At 67.4% G+C, this 17,377-nt stretch carries 15 protein-coding genes and 1 pseudogene; 5 read left to right on the plus strand and 11 right to left on the minus strand.

The features are described from left to right. Positions 1 to 97: 97 nt before the first annotated feature. The 9 genes and pseudogenes from ACOOHB_RS06380 to ACOOHB_RS06420 form a co-directional block, all read right to left on the minus strand. A complete protein-coding gene (locus tag ACOOHB_RS06380) occupies positions 98 to 988 on the minus strand; it encodes an HNH endonuclease (protein ID WP_420443965.1) in 891 nt (296 codons plus the stop codon). Beyond that, the gene (locus tag ACOOHB_RS06385; protein WP_420443966.1) at positions 985 to 1,938 is read right to left on the minus strand and encodes a transposase; all 954 of its coding nucleotides are present in this window, start codon (positions 1,936 to 1,938) and stop codon (positions 985 to 987) included. Before ACOOHB_RS06385 ends, ACOOHB_RS06380 begins: the two co-directional genes overlap by 4 nt. A gap of 104 nt (positions 1,939 to 2,042) precedes the next feature. Continuing rightward, complete coding sequence (locus ACOOHB_RS06390) at positions 2,043 to 2,366, minus strand: hypothetical protein (RefSeq protein WP_420443611.1); 324 nt, start codon at positions 2,364 to 2,366, stop codon at positions 2,043 to 2,045. A gap of 307 nt (positions 2,367 to 2,673) precedes the next feature. Further along, positions 2,674 to 4,224, minus strand: a complete 1,551-nt coding sequence (locus ACOOHB_RS06395) for a transposase (protein WP_420443967.1) — start codon at positions 4,222 to 4,224, stop codon at positions 2,674 to 2,676. Further along, a complete protein-coding gene (locus tag ACOOHB_RS06400; protein WP_420443968.1) occupies positions 4,211 to 5,203 on the minus strand; it encodes a hypothetical protein in 993 nt (330 codons plus the stop codon). Before ACOOHB_RS06400 ends, ACOOHB_RS06395 begins: the two co-directional genes overlap by 14 nt. A 342-nt stretch (positions 5,204 to 5,545) precedes the next feature. Further along, positions 5,546 to 6,397 (minus strand): annotated as a pseudogene (locus ACOOHB_RS06405) (integrase core domain-containing protein). 57 nt (positions 6,398 to 6,454) lie between these two features. Continuing rightward, the gene (locus tag ACOOHB_RS06410) at positions 6,455 to 7,621 is read right to left on the minus strand and encodes an Ldh family oxidoreductase (RefSeq protein WP_420443969.1); all 1,167 of its coding nucleotides are present in this window, start codon (positions 7,619 to 7,621) and stop codon (positions 6,455 to 6,457) included. A 53-nt stretch (positions 7,622 to 7,674) separates the two neighbouring features. Beyond that, the gene (locus ACOOHB_RS06415) at positions 7,675 to 7,995 is read right to left on the minus strand and encodes a type II toxin-antitoxin system RelE/ParE family toxin (protein WP_420443970.1); all 321 of its coding nucleotides are present in this window, start codon (positions 7,993 to 7,995) and stop codon (positions 7,675 to 7,677) included. Next, a complete protein-coding gene (locus ACOOHB_RS06420) occupies positions 7,995 to 8,279 on the minus strand; it encodes a type II toxin-antitoxin system ParD family antitoxin (protein WP_420444674.1) in 285 nt (94 codons plus the stop codon). The genes ACOOHB_RS06415 and ACOOHB_RS06420 overlap by 1 nt, the downstream gene beginning before the upstream one ends. 147 nt (positions 8,280 to 8,426) lie before the next feature. Here ACOOHB_RS06420 and tcuA point away from each other — a divergent pair, with 147 nt between their 5' ends. Beyond that, positions 8,427 to 9,947 (plus strand): FAD-dependent tricarballylate dehydrogenase TcuA, encoded by a 1,521-nt coding sequence (tcuA, locus tag ACOOHB_RS06425; protein ID WP_420443971.1) that lies wholly within the window; start codon positions 8,427 to 8,429, stop codon positions 9,945 to 9,947. A gap of 81 nt (positions 9,948 to 10,028) precedes the next feature. Further along, on the plus strand, positions 10,029 to 12,320 hold the full coding sequence (locus ACOOHB_RS06430) for an NADP-dependent isocitrate dehydrogenase (protein WP_420443972.1): 2,292 nt from the start codon (positions 10,029 to 10,031) through the stop codon (positions 12,318 to 12,320). Between the two features lie 30 nt (positions 12,321 to 12,350). Here ACOOHB_RS06430 and argG read toward each other — a convergent pair whose 3' ends face one another. After that, positions 12,351 to 13,763, minus strand: a complete 1,413-nt coding sequence (gene argG / locus ACOOHB_RS06435) for an argininosuccinate synthase (protein ID WP_420443973.1) — start codon at positions 13,761 to 13,763, stop codon at positions 12,351 to 12,353. 119 nt (positions 13,764 to 13,882) lie between these two features. On the opposite strand from argG, the gene ACOOHB_RS06440 reads away from it, so the two are divergent. Then, on the plus strand, positions 13,883 to 15,067 hold the full coding sequence (locus ACOOHB_RS06440) for a M20 family metallopeptidase (RefSeq protein WP_420443974.1): 1,185 nt from the start codon (positions 13,883 to 13,885) through the stop codon (positions 15,065 to 15,067). A 45-nt stretch (positions 15,068 to 15,112) separates the two neighbouring features. On the opposite strand, the gene ACOOHB_RS06445 is transcribed toward ACOOHB_RS06440, so the two are convergent. Then, on the minus strand, positions 15,113 to 15,568 hold the full coding sequence (locus tag ACOOHB_RS06445; protein WP_420443975.1) for a nitroreductase family deazaflavin-dependent oxidoreductase: 456 nt from the start codon (positions 15,566 to 15,568) through the stop codon (positions 15,113 to 15,115). Positions 15,569 to 15,686: 118 nt separating this feature from the next. Between ACOOHB_RS06445 and ACOOHB_RS06450 the strand changes: the two genes are divergently transcribed. Together ACOOHB_RS06450 and ACOOHB_RS06455 are read left to right on the plus strand one after the other, a co-directional pair. Then, positions 15,687 to 16,145, plus strand: coding sequence for a hypothetical protein (locus ACOOHB_RS06450; protein ID WP_420443976.1), 459 nt, complete (start codon positions 15,687 to 15,689; stop codon positions 16,143 to 16,145). A gap of 15 nt (positions 16,146 to 16,160) precedes the next feature. Continuing rightward, positions 16,161 to 17,366, plus strand: coding sequence for an FIST signal transduction protein (locus ACOOHB_RS06455; RefSeq protein ID WP_420443977.1), 1,206 nt, complete (start codon positions 16,161 to 16,163; stop codon positions 17,364 to 17,366). Positions 17,367 to 17,377 lie beyond the last annotated feature (11 nt).

A 17,377-nucleotide genomic window follows, 5' to 3' on the forward strand; every position in this document is an offset into this window, starting at 1 on the left:
GTGAAACTCAGCCGCGGCGGCCGTGGACAGCGTTCAGGCTGACCGTTGCGTCCCTCGTGCTGTGAGCGCGGTCGGCGACGGCTGTTGTGGTCGGTGTTCAGGCTGCTGGCTGTGTCTCGTGCGGCGTCGTGGCGGTCCGTGATTTGTGTGGTGTGCCGGCGACCGGTACCGGTGGTCTGTGCGGTGTGGCGGTGGTCACAGCGGGCGGCGCGGCTGGGGACAGGGGCAGCAGTTGTGAGGTGTCGGCGGGTGCTGGCTGGTGTGGGGTGCGATGTTTGGGTTTGCGTGAGCGGGCGGGGTTCGGTGGCTGTGCAGGGTCGGGGGGCATGAGCCGGTAGCGGCCGTCGCGCAGAACTATGTGCCAGTTGTGGTCGTGGATTTGGTCGTGGCAGGACCAGCACACCAGCACGAGATTGTCGACGTGTGTCTTGCCGCCGCACTTCCACGGGATGACATGGTGCGCTTCGCATTCGAGCGGCAGCGCGCCGCAGCCGATGCAGGCGCCGTCGCGGGCGATCAGCGCGCGGCGCTGGGCGGCGGTGGGCGCCCGTTGTGCGACGGTCTCATACAGCGGGGTGAGCGTGTCGCCGAAGATCTCCACCCACACATCGGAGTTGCACGCCAGCCGCGCAAGGGCGCCGGGAGGAATCGGTCCGACACCGCAGATCTCTGCGAACCCACCGGGCTGATCAGTCAAAGCGGCCAAGTCGGCGCGCACGATGATCTCCGCGGCGGCCTTGCGCCCCACGGTCGGCGCCGGCACTGCCGAGAGCGCCGGCTCGGACTGATCGATCCCTTCGGCGTGGCCGTGTCGGCCCGGTCGTGGTCTGTCAGCGTCGAGCGACCTCGGTGCGATGTCGGCCACCATGCCAGCTACATCGTGTCGGCCCGATCGTGGGCTGTCGGTGTCGGGCGGTCTCAGCAGTTCTGGCTGCTGAGGTGTGTCTGAGTCTTCCGCGGAGATCGGCTGAGAAATGAACCAAGTCATGCTGTGTTCTCGGGGTTGTTGGTGGTGGTCCGGCGGTTGTGGTCGAGCCGTCGTGTGCGGGCTCGTTGGAGGCCTTGCCGGCGGGCCTCGCGGATCGGTTCTCCTCGTTGGTGGTGTTCGTCGTCGGGGGTGACGTAGCCGATCGCTTCGTGCAGCCGGACTTCGTTGTAGTCGATCCGGATGCGTGCCAGCTCTGTGTCGAGCAACGCCGGGTCGGTGATCTCGTCGAGGTGGGGCCATTCGTGCTTGATGTGCCCGAAGAAGCTCTCGATCCAGGCTTGGTCGGTGGGGGTGCGGGGTCGGCCGTGGTGTTGGGCGATGGCCATCATCGCCATGTAGGCGCGGGTGTCGTGGCTGGTCATGGCCGGGCCGTTGTCGGACACGGCGAGCAGGATCGGCCGGTCGGGGTCGTCGATGTCGAGATCGAGGCGGTCGTCGGTGAGCAGCTCGTCGAGATCTTGGGCTAGCAACGCCTGGTCGAAGATGACACGCACTTGGGTGGAGGTCTCCTCGGTCGAGACCAGGCTGGTGATCCAGTAGCGCGAGACCATGTCGACGATGGCGAACACGCAGCGCCGGGCCTGCCCGAAGTGGGTGACGTCCCAGATCCAGATCCTGTTCGGTTCCCAGACCAGCCAGTGCGGCCACGGCGTGCGGGGCCGCCGTGGTGTCGGCGGCTGTTCGGGCAGCACAAGCCCGTGGGCAGCCAGAACGCGCCGGAACGTCGAGGGGGCCACCCACACCCGGCCCACATAGGAACCGCGGTGGGCGAGCTTGCGGTGCGACCGGTCGACCGGTCCCCACTCTTCAGCGACAGCGAGGACCTCCGCGACTTCGTCGGCCAGCAAGGCATGCACCGGCGCGCCGCCCGGGGCGAGGTCGCTGAGCGTGCCCAGCTCGCGTCGGCGGGCCCGCCAGCGGTGCACCCGGTCGTCGGAGACCTGCCACACACCGGTGGCCCATGTGTGCCAGAACCCGGCGGCAACGGCGTCGTCGACGGTGTTGAGGACCAGCTCTTTGGCCTCGGCGGGGACTCTCGCCGGGACCGGTCCGTTCAGTCCCAGCCGGATTTTCCCCGGACGATGGCCAACTCGATCGCTTGGACCTTGATCGCCTCGGTGAGCTGACCGATCTCTGCCCGGGCCGCTTCGAGCTCCCAGTTCCGTTCGGTGGCCGGGCGACCCGGCTTGCGGGCCAGCGCAGCCAGCGCCGCGTCCTTCACCGTCCGGCGGATGGAGATGATCGTCGACACATCGACCCCCCACTTCCGGGCCGCGTCGGCCTGGGTGATCTCTCCGCCCGTGACCTGCAAGTAGATCTCCCACTTCGTCTCCGCGGACAGCTTCTTCGGTCGACGCCGACCCTCGCTGACAGTCATCTGATGCTCCTTCACGCGTCAGCGAGAACACGATCAGACTTGGTTCATTCCACGGTGGACCCTCCGCGGCAAACTCAGACGCACAACACTGCGGCGAGGGGTTCGTGTTGGGTCGCTGGTCGGCTGGTGCGCTCTGTGCTGGGAGGGTGGTCGGCAATTGGGGTGTGGTGTGTGTTGTTTGTTGAGCGTGCGCGGTTGTCTGGTTGGTGGTTCGGGGTGGGTTGGGCGCGGGTGTTCTGCCTGATGATGCCCAGGCACATCGTCGGTCGGCCAGTGGGGCCCGGGGTCGCCGGTCGGGGCGGGTGTTTTACCTGATGATGCCGAGGCGGCCGGCGCGGTCGAGGTTGAGGGCGGCGATGCGCAGGTCGAGCCACAGGTTGGCCTTGTCGAGGCCGCGCCAGGGGACGTTTTTGGTGCGGGACTTGATCTGGGCGATCTTGCGTTCGGCCTGGGATCGCAATCGGTATCTGGCGAGAAACTCGGGTTCGTGGCGTTGTGCTCTTGCGGGGGCGAGGAGTTCTTCGTGGGGGTTGATCTCGATGATGCGGCCGCCGTCGCGTGTGGTGCATCGGGGCTTGAGCTCGCATGCTGAACAATCCGTTGCCGCGAACCGCACCTGGCGCCGTTTGGCGCCGTTCGGCGGCGGGATGGGTGCGGTGTTTCCTTGCGGGCAGGTGACCGTCGCTGCTTCGAGGTCGATGTCGAAGTCGGCTTTGGTGAGCTTGTCGCCGCGGGTCGGGATCGGCTGGGCGGGGGCGACGAGGTCGATGCCTCGGTCGGCCATCGCTTGACGGGTGGGCCCCGATCCGTAGTGGGTGTCGGCGATGATCTCGGCGACCGGGACCGGGTCGGCGTCGATGAGGTCTTCGATCACAGCGGCGTCGTGGACAGTCGCGAGCGTCGCGGTCGCTGAGCAGATCAGGTCCGAGTCCACATCCGCGGAGACGTGCAGCTTGTATCCGTCGTAGCGGTCCGAGCGGGAACGGTGCCCGTGCCGAGCGTCGGGATCGACCATCGAGATGACCCGGCCGGGGGCCACTCTTTGAGCTATCCGCGGGGTTTGGGCTCCGTCGTCGTCGGCGGCGATCTCGATGTCCTGGCCCGCCACGACCCTCAGCAGCTCGACCGCCCCAGCCAGGCCCGGGTCCCCGAAACGGGCGCAGAACCCGATGACGGTCTCGGCGTCGCCGAACAGCTCCGCGACCAAAGCGGCCCGTGCGCAGGGATCAGCCCACATGATCTGCGGTTTGCCTCGCCGGTCGTAGTCCTCACGCGACAACAGCCCCGCCAGCTCCGCTGCGGCCCCGGCGTCGATCCCGCCCAGCACCTCGATGCACTTGCGGACCCCGGACCTGATCAGCGTGATCGTGTCCTGGGTCAGCACCGAGTCCGCCACACCGGTCGAGTCCATCGTGCGGCGATGGCCGATCACCCCGGCGCGTTTGGCTGCGATCTTGACACGATCCCCCAAAAAGGACTCCATCCCGGCGCGAACCAGACGCGCCCGGAACTCCACCAGCACCACATGCGCTATCCCCCGATGCTCCAACGGCAAACCCAGCGCCGCTTTCCACGACATGTCGAACCGCGAACGGCGCTCCGCCTCGCGGTCCGACACGCCATAGAACAACTGCAACAACAACAACGCCGCCACCACCGACGGCGGATGCGACCGCCGACCACGGCCAGACGCGTACAACGCATCAAAATCGGCATCACAGAACAACTCGCCCCGAGCCTGCCCCAACGTCGCCAAGAAACCCTCAGTGTCGAGCAGGCCGCCCACCATCACCCCGACATCGAAAATCGAACCCTGACCATCAGCCGAACCGCGCACCCCACCATCATCCGCGATCACGCCCCCCAACACCAGGACCCACACCCGAACTTTCCGACCACCCTCCTGGGGGTGTGCGAACGCTTTGTGGTGTTCCAGGCGGCGGCGCCTGCCCTGCAGCGAGCCGAGCGGTTTGTGCTGGGGGTGTGCGAACGCCTGGTTGTGCTGTTGTGCCGGCGGATTGTGCGGCTGTGCCGGCGGCCAGGAGCGTGTCGAGCGCGTCGGCCATGCGCTGGTCTGTGGTGCGCTGCTCTGTCGCGGACCCGGCGGCACCGCCGCCGCTGCCGATGCTGCTGCCGCTGTTGCCGTTGTCGTTGTCGTTGTCGTTGTTGTCGCCGCCAGCGATTCGATTGGGGTGCTGGGCTCGGCGGCGGTCGGCTTGGCGGTGTAGTTCGGCTTGGCGGCGCAGCCGCTGCTGGATGCGGGCGCCGGTTTCGGAGTCGAAGCTGCCGCGCATCTGCACCGACCCGTCCTCGCCGTTCCAAAAGCGCACATGACGGTTGCGGCGGTTGCGGCGATGCTGCGCCGCCAGATCGTCGCCGTGCTGGTGCTGGGCTTCCCAGCGGCGAGCGGCGTGGGCGAACTCGTCGGCTGGCAGGGTCTTGGCGAGCCCGATCAGCCCAGGGTCGTGTTGCACTGCGCCGGGGCTGGTCTTGCGCGCTGCGCGCGCGAGCCTGGCCGCGTTCGTCAAGCTGATCTGGCCCGCCGCGACACCCTCGTCCGCGTCGGGGATCGAGGCAAGCTCGGCGCCAGTGCGCACGTTGCGCGCGGCGTCGGAGCGCGACAGGCCGCTGTGCTCGCTCAGCAGCCCTGCGCCGCCGTCGCCGTGGTCCTCGCGGCGGGCGACCAGCGCGGCGGCTTTGGTCTCGAGCAGCTCGACGCGGCTGCGCAGCTGCTTGGACAGCGCCAGGGTGCGGCGCAGCTGATCGCTGGAGGCGGCGTCGACGGCGTCAAGCGCGGAGGTGAGGTGCCCGAGTGCCTGCTCCACGTGAGAGAACATGTGTTCACTCTACGGGGAGGGTGTCACAAACACACGTTCTCGACCCAATCCGATCATTACAATTACTTTACATACCTTTTCATAGTACGACAGTGCTGCACACTGGCACCGGCGAACCGCCCCCGGCCCGATAGGAGCAGTGACGCACAGCACACTGCCGAGCCCGGCATGACACCGCACGACAACCTGAAGAGCAACCCGAACACACCGCCGAACCCGACGCGACACTCCTCGACACCCTCGTCCCATGCCAAGGGACGAAGAACCGGATTCGCTCGTCCCACACATCGCTGGCGACTGAATCCAGCACACTTGACAGGGACCCGTTAGTTGGTCTGGTCGTTATGGGTGTTTCGTTGTCTGGTTGTCCTGTCGGTGTTGTTCGGAGTAGGCGGCGGGGGTCAGTCCGCCGAGTGAGCGGTGGGGCCGATAATGGTTGTGGTCGTGTCGCCAGTCCTCGATGACGACGCGGGCTTCGAGCAGGTTGGCGAAGTCTTCGATGCTGGTGGCATTCGTCGCGCAGGCGGCCGTTGAACGACTCGATCCAGCAGTTCTCCCACGGCGCGCCGGGCTCGATGTAGGCGGTGCGGGTGCCTGAGTGGTGGCACCAGTCCCTCAGCGTGTCGGCGACCAGTTCGGGGCCGTTGTCCATGCGCAGCTGCTTGGGCGCGCCGCGGGCGGCGGCGGTGCGGTCAACGGCTTCGACGACCCCGTCGGCGTCGATGCTGTGATCGACGTGTATGGCCAAGGCTTCGCGTGTGAACTCGTCGATGACGTTGAGCAGCTTGAGGCGCCGGCGGGCGCCGCTGGGTCGAGCGATGCTGGCCCACCACCGCGCACGCCCGGCGCTGTGAGACCCCGAACCGGTCCACAAGCCGCACCACCGCGGCCCGCCGACGGTCCGGGGTCACCATTTTCCCTCCGCGAGGGTCCTTCAGCATCGCTTTGTCCAGCTCCGCCTCGGCCAACAGCTTCTTCAGCCGGGCGTTCTCGGCCTCGAGCTCTTTGAGGCGCTTCACATCAGCAGCCTTCATCCCCATAGGTGCTGCGCCACCGATTCCACGTCGATTCGGTGATCTCCAGCTCGCGCAGCACCAGCCCCAACTCCTGGCCAGCGTTCAAGAGCCGCTCTCCCTCACGCAGATTGCGGACCGCCTGCTCAGGCGTATGACGCCTTCTCTTCATCGTGGTCATCCTCCCATCCTCCGGGAATCAGACCCACAACTCATCGACCCAAATCAGGGACCCCTGTCACAGCGCCTGCTCAGCCGCCGCGGCGATGGTCGCCTCGGGTACACCAGCGGCCCGGGCCCCGCTGCAGATGCTCGCCCACGTCTCAGCGGGCAGCGTGATGCCGTTGGCCTTGCGGTGCTGGCGACGCTCGTGCTCGACATCACCGGGCAGCTTCACCGGCTGGTCGGGATCGATCGCCGCTGCGTCGTAGAACCAGTCGAGATAGTCCGCCGCGATGCCGTTGTAGCCATCGTCGGCCTCGCCGACAGCGGCGTCGATCTGGGCGGGGTCGACGTACACCGAGAGCATGCCGTTGGCGAACCGGACGCGGCGGGGCCCTGCGGTACCCGTGCCGGTGAGCGCTCCGGCCAGCAACTCGCACATGACCGAGATGCCCGAGCCCTTGTGCTCCCCCATCGCCCGTAGTGAGCCGGGACCGTCCGTCGAGTCGGGCCGCTGGCCGTCGGCGAAGCTGTACAGCACCCGCGGATCGCCAGTGATCTCGCCGTCGGCCGACACCAGTGCGTTCTCCGGCACGGCCGGCCCGCCGTGCAGCGCCACCATGGCTTTGCCCTCGGCCACCACCGAGGTGGCGAAGTCGTGGATGACCGGCCGGCGACCGGCGACGGGCGCGCCGTAGGCGCATGGGTTGGTGCCCATGCGGCGCTCTTTGGCGCCGAAGGGTGCAACCAGCCGGCTGTTGGCCACGTTGACGAAGTGCACCGAGACGAGGCCTTGCGCTGCGGCCATCTCGGCGTACTCACCGATGCGTCCGAGATGCCCGGCGTTGCGCAGCCCCACGATGGCCGTGCCCAACTCCTTGCAGCGCTCGATGCCCAGTGCCACGGCGGCCGGCCCGACGGTCTGGCCCATGCCGTACTGGCCGTCCACCAGCATCAGCGAACCCGAGTCGATCAGCACCTTGATCTCCTGGTCGGCCAACTGCACGCCGTTGGCGAGCAGCTCGACATACAGGGCTGAGCGGATGACCCCGTGGCTGTCGTGACCGGCAAGGTTCGCACCCACCAGGCTGGCGCCGATGCGCTCGGCTTCGGCGTCGGAGCACGCGGTATGCCGGAAGATCTCGGCGATGAAGCCAGCCAGGCGTTCATGGTCGATCACGACGGGCTGATCGGCGGCAGCGTCGGCGGTCGCAGCGTCATTGGTTGTGCGGGTCTCGCTCATCGCGGCAGCGTAGGTCCCCAGCAACTCAGAGGCGCCGACTGGTGGTCACGACCTCAATCCTGTACCTGCAGCTCCATCTCGATGTCGCGCCGCGCATGGAGCAGCCGCCACGCACGCACGTGGTCCTGTTGATCGACGTAGAAAATCAAGTAGGCGAATCGTTCAAGCGGCCAATGCCGCACCTCAGGCAATCCGAGTTCGTACGACCACCTGAGCGACCCCGCCTGTGGATTGTCGCCGATGTAGTTGAGCGCATCCTCGACGGCCGTCAGGAATTCATCGGCGACAGCGTCCCCGCCATGGGTCAGGTAGTAGTCGGCGGCGCTCTCGATGTCGCTGAGGCAGCGTCGCCCAACGTCAACCGGTTTGGCCACTACTCCACGTGCCCACGCGATTTCGTTGCCGATTGCGCTTGTTCATCTCCCCCATCAGCCACTTCACCGATGCCGAGTCGCTGTCGCATATCGGCGAAGAACTGCTTGTCGGCCCGGGCTGCAATCGGCGATCGGGCACCCTCGAGCAGCATCTCCCGAAGGTTCTCGCGGGCCTGGTCGTGGCGGATGAGCTCTCGCATGTACTCGCTATTCGAGCCGTAACTGCCACAACTCGTCCGCTCATCGACGTACTGCTTCAGCTCGGCAGGCAGGGACACGTTCATCGTCGCCACGAACGCAGCGTAGCATCGCGATGACAGAGTTTGCCATCGGCGTGTGCCGTCCGAAGCGGCATCTGTGCACAGAGTCGAGATCGGTGGGACCTGACGGGGACCATCGCGGCTCCGCCAGCGCACATAGGCTCGCCCGGCGTGAGTCAGCCCGATGTCGCGCCGACGCCCGAGCACCCGCAGCACTTCGACGTCGTGGTGGTCGGGGCCGGCAATGCCGCCATGTGCGCCGCGCTGGCGGCACACGAGGGGGGCGCCGAGGTGCTGGTCCTCGAACGGGCGCCTGAGGCCGAAGCCGGCGGGAACAGCCGCTTCACGGCCGGCGCAATCCGCTTCGCCTACGACGGCGTCGACGACCTGCGCGCTCTGATGCCCGACCTGACCGATGCCGAAGTCGAGGTGACCGATTTCGGCACCTACACCGAAGACGAGTTCTACGCCGACCTGGGCCGCATCACCGACTACCGGTGCGATCCCGAACTGGCGGACACGCTGGTCACCCGCAGCAAGGAGACCCTGGCGTGGATGGCGAGCCATGGCGTGAGGTTCGCGCCCATCTGGGGACGTCAGGCCTTCAAGGTGGACGGACGCTTCAAGTTCTGGGGTGGCCTCACGGTGGAGTCGGTGGGCGGCGGCGAGGGACTCGTCGAGTCGCTGCGTGCGGCGCTGGATCGCAACGGCATCGACCTGTGGCACCAAGCTGCCGGACGATCATTGGTGCTCGACGACGGCGGCGCCGTGCGCGGCGTGCGCGTTCGGCGGCAGGGCCGCATGATCGAGGTCGCGTGCAATGCCGTGGTGCTCGCCGCAGGCGGCTTCCAGGCCAACGCCGAGTGGCGCACCCGCTATCTCGGACCCGGCTGGGATCTCGCCAAGGTGCGCGGCACCCGCTTCAACACCGGTGACGGCATTGCGATGGCCCTCGAAGTGGGCGCCATGCCATTCGGCAACTGGAGCGGCGCTCACGCCGTGGCGTGGGATTACAACGCCCCCGAATTCGGCGACCTGGCCGTCGGCGACGGTTTCCAGAAGCACAGCTACCCGTTCGGGATCGTGCTGAACCAGCACGGCAAGCGATTCGTGGACGAGGGCGCCGACTTCCGCAACTACACCTACGCCCGCTACGGCCGGGAAATCCTGGCCCAGCCCGGGCATTCGGTGTGGCAGGTCTTCGACGCCAGCACCGATCACCTGCTGCGCGACGAGTACCGCATCCGGCAGGTCACCAAGGTCACCGCCAGCAGCATCGAAGAGCTCTGCGCGCGCATGGAGGACGTGCACACCGAGGGAGCATTGGAAACCATCGCCGAGTTCAACGCAGCCGTCGACCGCAGCGTCCCGTTCGACCCCAACGTGCTCGACGGCCGCCGCACCACGGGCCTGGGCCCCGACAAGACCAACTGGGCGATGCCGATCGAGACACCGCCGTTCGCCGCGTACCGGGTCACGTGCGGGCTGACATTCACCTTCGGCGGCTTGCGCATCGACGAGACCGGCTGCGTGATGGACACCGATCTGCGGCCGATCGAGGGCTTGTATGCCGCGGGCGAACTGGTCGGCGGACTGTTCTACGGCAACTATCCCGGCGGATCGGGCCTCTCGGCCGGTGCTGTGTTCGGTCGCCTGGCGGGAAGCTCCGCCGCTGCGCACGCCGCCGGCTGAGCCGCCTTCGGTGACCGGGCACTGAGTTTCCCCCTGCCCTTCGGGCGGCGTATTGCCGGCGGGCGGTAGCGTCGAATCGCTATGTCGATGACCTCCTCGCCCCGCAACACGAGCTCAAGCAGCACTGGCTCGAAGATCGTCTACACCCACACGGACGAGGCACCGGCACTGGCGACGTACTCACTGCTGCCGATCATCACGGCGTTCACCGATGCCGCCGGCGTCGATGTCGAGACACGCGACATCTCCCTCGCCGGTCGGATCATCGCGGTCTTCGCGGACATGCTCGAACCCCACCAACGAACCAGCGATGCACTGGCCGAGCTCGGCGAGTGGACCCAGCATCGTGACGCCAACATCATCAAGCTGCCGAATATCTCCGCTTCGGTGCCGCAACTGAAGGGCACCATCGCCGAGCTGCAATCAGCGGGCTATGCGGTGCCCGATTTCCCCGACGACCCCGACGATCAACACGGGCGGGAGATCCGTGAGCGCTACGACCGGGTCAAGGGCTCCGCCGTGAATCCGGTGCTGCGCGAGGGCAACTCCGACCGCCGCGCCCCCCGTGCTGTCAAGGAATACGCCCGGCAGTACCCCCACTCGATGGGGGCATGGTCGCCGCAGAGCCGCACCCACGTGTCGACGATGTCCGGTGGCGACTTCCGGTCCAACGAGCAGTCAGTCACGGTGAGCGTTGCCGGCTCGCTGAGCATCGAGCATGTCGACGGCGAGGGGAACGTGCGGCTGATGCGCAAAGTCCCGGTGGACGCAGGCGAGGTGGCCGACTCCACCTTCATGTCGGTCGCCGCGCTGCGCGAGTTCCTCGACGCTCAGATCGAAGATGCCCGCTCGAGCGGGGTGCTGTTCTCGCTGCATCTCAAGGCCACGATGATGAAGGTCTCGGACCCGATTGTGTTCGGCCACGCCGTGCGAGCGTTCTTTGCGCCGGTGTTCGATCGGCACGGCGAGGTGCTGGATGGGGCAGGCGCGGACGCCAACAACGGCTGGGCCAACGTGCTGGCCGCCGTCGAATCGCTGCCCGCAGACCAGCGCGACGCCGTCGAGGCCGACATCGCCGCGACACTCAGCGAACGGCCCGGTCTGGCCATGGTCGACTCCGATCGCGGCATCACCAACCTGCACGTGCCCAGTGACATCATCGTGGACGCTTCCATGCCGGCCATGATCCGAGCCTCCGGCCAGATGTGGAACGCCCAGGGCGACCAGCAGGACACTAAGGCGGTCATCCCTGATTCGAGCTACGCAAGCGTGTTCCAAGCCGTCATCGAGGACTGCCGCGCCAATGGCGCCTACGACCCGACCACGATGGGCTCGGTGCCCAATGTGGGCCTCATGGCCCAGAAGGCCGAGGAATACGGCAGCCACGACAAGACCTACGAGGTCGATGCCGCCGGGGTCATGCGAGTCGTCGCCGAATCCGGCGAGGTGCTCATGAGCCACGCTGTCGAAGCCGGCGACATCTGGCGCATGTGCACCACCAAGGACGCAGCGATCACCAACTGGGTGGACCTGGCCACCGAGCGCGGGCAGCTCACCGGCGCGGCCGTGGTGTTCTGGCTCGATGCAAACCGGCCCCACGACGCACAGCTCATCGGCAAGGTCGACGCCCGGCTGGCCGAACGGAAGGCCTCAGATGCCTCGATCGGCGAGCTCGATATTCGGAAGCTGGCGCCGGTCGATGCGTGCCGATTCTCGCTGGAGCGCATTCGCCGCGGATCCGACACCATCTCGGTCACCGGCAATGTCCTGCGCGACTACAACACCGACCTGTTCCCGATCCTGGAGCTGGGCACCTCGGCCAAGATGCTCTCGGTCGTGCCGCTCATGGCCGGCGGCGGGCTCTTCGAGACAGGGGCCGGAGGCTCGGCGCCCAAGCACGTCCAGCAGATGGTGGCCGAGAACCACCTGCGCTGGGACAGCCTGGGAGAATTCCTTGCACTGGCGGTGTCGCTCGAGCATCTCGCTCGTGTCGCCGAGAATCCCGCCGCGCAGCTGCTTGCCGACACGCTCGATGCGGCCATCGGCACCTGGCTCGCAGAGGGCCGCGCGCCCAGCCGCCGGGTGAACGAGCCCGACAACCGCGCCAGTCACTTCCACCTTGCCAAGCACTGGGCCGACGAAATGGCCAACCAGGGCGCCGATGCCGTGCTGGCCGAGCAGTTCGCACCACTCGCCGCTGCCCTCGCCGGCAACGAGACCCAGATCATCACCGAGATGGTGGACTGCCAGGGCTCCCCCGTCGATCTCGGCGGCTACTACCTGCCCGACCCAGCGCTCGCAGAAGCCGCCATGCGGCCGAGCCCGACGTTCAACGACATCCTCGACAACTTCCGCGCCAGCTCAGCGGGCTGAAGCGCCCGAGCGACGCCGCGCTGGGCCGGCTCAGCTGTCGAGCTCGGCCAGACCGCCGGGTCCGAGGCGGCCTGACTCCCGGTAGGCAGCGAGCTTTGCACGGCTGTCGGCGATGTCCAGATTCGCCATGGTGAGCTGCCCAATCCGGTCCGCCGGACCGAACGCAGCGTCTTCGACACGTTCCATCGAGAGCCGGTCGGGCTCATAGGTCAGACCGGCGCCGGTGGTGTCGAGCACCGAGTAGTCGTCGCCGCGGCGCAGCCGCAGCGTGACCTCGCCGGTGACGCTCGAGCCGACCCAGCGCAGCAGCGAGTCGCGCAGCATGAGCGACTGCGGGTCGAACCAGCGTCCCTCGTACAGCAGTCGGCCGAGGCGGCGCCCCATCGTTCGGTAGTTCTCGAGCGTGGCTTCGTTGTGAATCGCTGACAGCAGGCGCTCATAGGCGATGTGCAGCAGCGCCATGCCCGGGGCCTCGTAGATGCCCCGCGACTTGGCCTCGATCACACGGTTCTCGATCTGGTCACTCATGCCGAGGCCGTGACGCCCCCCAACGGCATTGGCTTCCACTACCAGTGCAACGTGGTCGCTGCCCTCGGCACCTCCAGCAGCAAACTCCCGTCCGCCGATCGCCACCGGCCAGCCTGCCTCGAACCGGACGGTCACGTCTTCAGGCTCGATATCGACCGCAGGGTCCCAGTGCGCCACGCCCATGATCGGCGAGACGATCTCCATCGAGGTCGCCAGGTCCTCCAGGCGCTTCGCCTCATGGGTGGCGCCCCAGATGTTCGCATCGGTGGAGTACGCCTTCTCGGTGGGGTCCCGGTACGGCAGGCCGCGCGACACCAGGAATTCGCTCATGCCGGCACGGCCGCCGAGTTGATCTACAAATGCCGAGTCCAGCCACGGCTTATAGATGCGCAGCCCGGCATTGACAAGCAAGCCGTAGCGGTAGAACCGCTCGATGTCATTGCCCTTGTACGTCGAGCCGTCGCCCCAGATGTCCACGCCGTCTTCGGCCATGGCAGCCACCAGCATCGTGCCGGTCACTGCACGCCCCAGCGGCGTCGTGTTGAAGTACGTGCGGCCCCCCGTCGAGATATGGAACGCACCGCACTGCAGCGCCATCAGACCCTCTCGCACGAGCTCGGCCCGGCAGTCCACCAGGCGTGCCGCATGCGCGCCGTAGTCGAGCGCCCGCTGCGGCACACCGGACAGGTCTGGTTCGTCGTACTGGCCGAGGTCGGCCGTGTAGGCGCATACGAGCGCGCCCCGCTCGGCCATCCAGGCCACCGCCGCAGAGGTGTCGAGCCCCCCGGAGAAGGCGATGCCCACCCGCTCGGTTGCCGGCAGCGCAGCCAGTACACGCGCACCGCTGGCGGCTGGCGCGCCCGCAGGCGGCGAGGCGTCGTCGCCTGAGCCAGTTGAGGCAGGACTGTTCGACATGGGCCCTAACGGTAGGGCTTTGGTCCCCCGATTCGCCCTGCAATAAACCTCCATGGGACGGCTGGGTTCGCCGCGCTGCGATTGCGCTGCGCGTACGCTCCGCCACGAAGGGGTGACTCATGAACGACGGCAGGGCGACAGGCACCACTGGCGGCACAGCAACGGGCCAGTCGATGGCTGAGCTGCTGAGCGAGATGGTGCGCATCCCCAGCGTCAACCCGATGCATCACGGTCCGCGCTCGGGCACCGTCGCCGAAGCCGACATGGCCAACTGGGTGGCAGCCCGAGCCGAGGCCTTGGGCGCCGAGGTGGAACTGGACGAGATCGAGCCGGGACGGCCCAACGTGTACGCCCGGTTCGCCGGCCGCACCGAGCGGATGCTCACGGTCGACGTGCACCTCGACACCGTCGGCGTCGAGCACTCCGACGGCGATCCCTTCGACGGCCGTATCACCGAGGGCCGCGTCTGGGGGCGGGGCGCCGTCGACACCAAAGCGACCATGGCCGTCGTGCTCGCCGTGATGGGCGAGATGGTTGCTGCCGGACAGCAGCCGATGTCCACTGTCGAGCTTGTGGGGACCATCTCGGAGGAAGGGGGCGGGCTGGCGGGCGCGTCCGCCTACCGCGACCGGCTGCTCGAACGCGGCGAGCGCCGCGAACAGATCGTCGTCGCCGAGCCGACAATGTGCGCACCGGTATATGGCCACAAGGGCGGACTCGGCCTCGAAGTCGACGTTGAGGGCCGTGCGGCGCACTCGTCCAAGCCCCACCTCGGCATCAACGCACTCTCGGCTGGCGCACGCATCGTGGCCGCAATCGATGCTGAACAGGAACGGCTGGCGAATCAGCGCGAGGTCGGCGCACTGGGTGCGGGCACCGTGTCGGTCAACGAGATGAGCGGGGGGCGGGCACGCAACATCGTGCCCGACCACTGCGAGCTGTACGTCGGACGACGGATCGCCGACAGGGAGGACTACGAGGAGGAATCCGCCCGTCTCACGGAGCTGATACGTGCTGCAGCACTGCCGGCCCGCGTCAAGGTGCAGTTGGCAAACGGGTTCGGCAGCAACGCGTTCTTCCAGGCCCCTGGGAGCGATCTGGTGACCGCGCTCGCCGAGATGTCGGGACATGAGCCGGCTGTCGCGGACTTCGGCACGAATGCACTGCGATACGGCGAGGTGGCCGACCAGATCGTGGTGTTCGGTCCAGGCTCCATCGACCAAGCCCACCAGGCCATCGAATGGGTCGAGATCGCCGAGCTCGAACGAGCAGCCCACGTCTACCGCCAGTTGCTGAAGCGCTAGAGCGTCAGCGCCTGCTGGCCTGGCCGGCCCCGGCGGGCCGGTGCGTCAATCGCGCGCTGCGGTGATGAAGACGGGAATCTCCCGATCTGTCTTGGCCTGGTACTCGGCGTAGGGCGAGAAGGCGGCCACACACCGCTCCCACCAGGCATCTCGCTCGGCGCCAGAGATGAGCCGGACCGTCGTCTGGAACGGCTCAGGACCATCCTGGATGAGCACCGTGGGTTCGGCCATCAGGTTGTGGTACCAACCCGGATGCGCCGGTGCGCCGCCCTTGGAACCGACGATCGCGTACTCGCCTTCTTGCTCGACTCGCATCAGCGGAACCTTGCGCACCAAGCCGGTCTTGTGCCCGACGGTCGTCATCACGATGATCGGCAAGCCTGTATCGCGCAGTGTGTTCGCCTCGGCGCCCGAAGATGACTCGTACGCCGCTGCCTGGTCCGCCACCCAGTCCCACGTGCTCGGTGCATAGGTGCCGTCGAATTTTGCGCTGCGTGCCATGGGGCGCAATCTACGGCGGCGCATCGAGCGAAGCCCGCGTCACGCCTTCACGAGACTCTGCCAGCGTCCGCATTGTGCGTTCGCGTCGCGGCCGTGCGACACGCCTACGATCCTGAACGTGCAAATCATGTCCGCGCTGTTCATTGAGAACTTCGACATGCGCCAGGCGGCGGGCGGCGCCGCACGCATCGATCTCGGTGGCGTTCACTTCTCGATGGCCGCGCCGGGCCCATTCCCGGTGACCATCACGCCGCACATGCTCGTGCTCGTGCGCTGCCCCGCTTCCCATACGGGACTGGCGGCGCTCGAAGTGCGTTTCATGCGCGGTGACGAGCAGATGGCGCGCAACGTGCAGCCGCTCACCGTCGAGCCCGGCAAGTTCGGCTACAACCTCGTCCAGGCCGATCTCACCTTCAACGAGCCGTCCACCATCGAGGCCCATTGCCGCATTGACCAAGGCGAGGCAGTCGTGGTGCCCTTGACGATGAACCCGCCGGCAGACGAAGCCTCGGCGTCCAGCGAGGCATCGTCCGCCGCGGGCGGCTGGACCGGCACGCCTGCAGAGCAAAGCGGCTAGGCGGCCCGGACAGCAATGCCGTTCACTGTCGGACTGTCCCAGCACTCCGATCCCGGCGTGGCAACCGGTGAGATCGTCGGCCGCGTCCTCGAGTCGCTCGGAGTGCAGCCCGATGTGGCGCTGCTGTTCACCTCGGGTGAACACATGGCGCACACCGACGAGATTGCTGCAGCGGTCGGAGAGCTGCTCAGCCCTGGTGCGTTCATCGGCACCACCGCCTGCTCGGTGGCCGCAGGCGAGCGCGAGATCGAGGAAGAGACCGCCGCGGTGCTGTGGGTCGGCAGCCTGGGTTCGGGCGAGGGGCCACGAGCTCGTGCGGTCTGGCTGAGCGGGGTGCCCGATCCGACCGCCGACGATGAGGCGCTCGCAGCCGCACTGGACTCGGTGCACGCCACCGGTGATCCCTCAATGATCGTGCTGGCCGACCCGTACTCGTACCCCGTCGATGCGGCGCTCGCTCACTGGGCGCAGCGCTGGCCGCACGTGAGCGTGCTCGGCGGATTGTCCTCGGGGGCACCCATGCCGGGCGGCAACCGCATCGTTGCCGATGGCGGTGTTCACCGCTCTGGCGCCGCAGCGCTGATCGTGGGCGGCAGCGCCACAGTCACACACCTGGTCTCTCAGGGCTGCCGGCCCATCGGTCAGCCGTACATCATCACCGAGGCCGAAGGAAACGTCGTCCGGTCGCTCGGCGGCCTGCCCCCCTTCGAGCGGCTCCAGCGGATGTTCTCGAAGCTTGACCCGGCCGACCAGCGGCTGGTGCAGCGAGGCCTGCATGTCGGTCGCGTCACCGACGAGCGCAAGGTCGAGTTCGGCTCCGGCGACTTCTTGATCCGCGGCGTGCTCGGAGCAGACCGCGAAAGCGGCGCCATCGCCATCGGCGACGAGGCGCCGATCGGGGCGACCGTGCAGTTCCACGTGCGCGATGCACGCACCGCCGACGAAGACCTGCGCGCAGCGCTCGAGCATTCGCCACCGACGCAGAGCGCACTGCTGTTCACCTGCAACGGGCGCGGCACCCATCTGTTCGAGACTCCGCATCATGACGCGTCTGTGCTCGCCGAGCACACGTCCGCCGAAGTTGCCGGCATGTTCTGCGCAGGCGAGATCGGTCCCGTCGGCGCACGCTCGTACGTGCATGGATTCACGGCCTCGATGGCGCTGTTTCGTGACAACGACACTGACAGCGACGACACGTCAAGCCATCTCCCAACCTCATGAACAGGGTGAGC

This window comes from Candidatus Poriferisodalis sp. (assembly GCF_965215815.1).
Lineage (GTDB): Bacteria > Actinomycetota > Acidimicrobiia > Acidimicrobiales > Poriferisodalaceae > Poriferisodalis.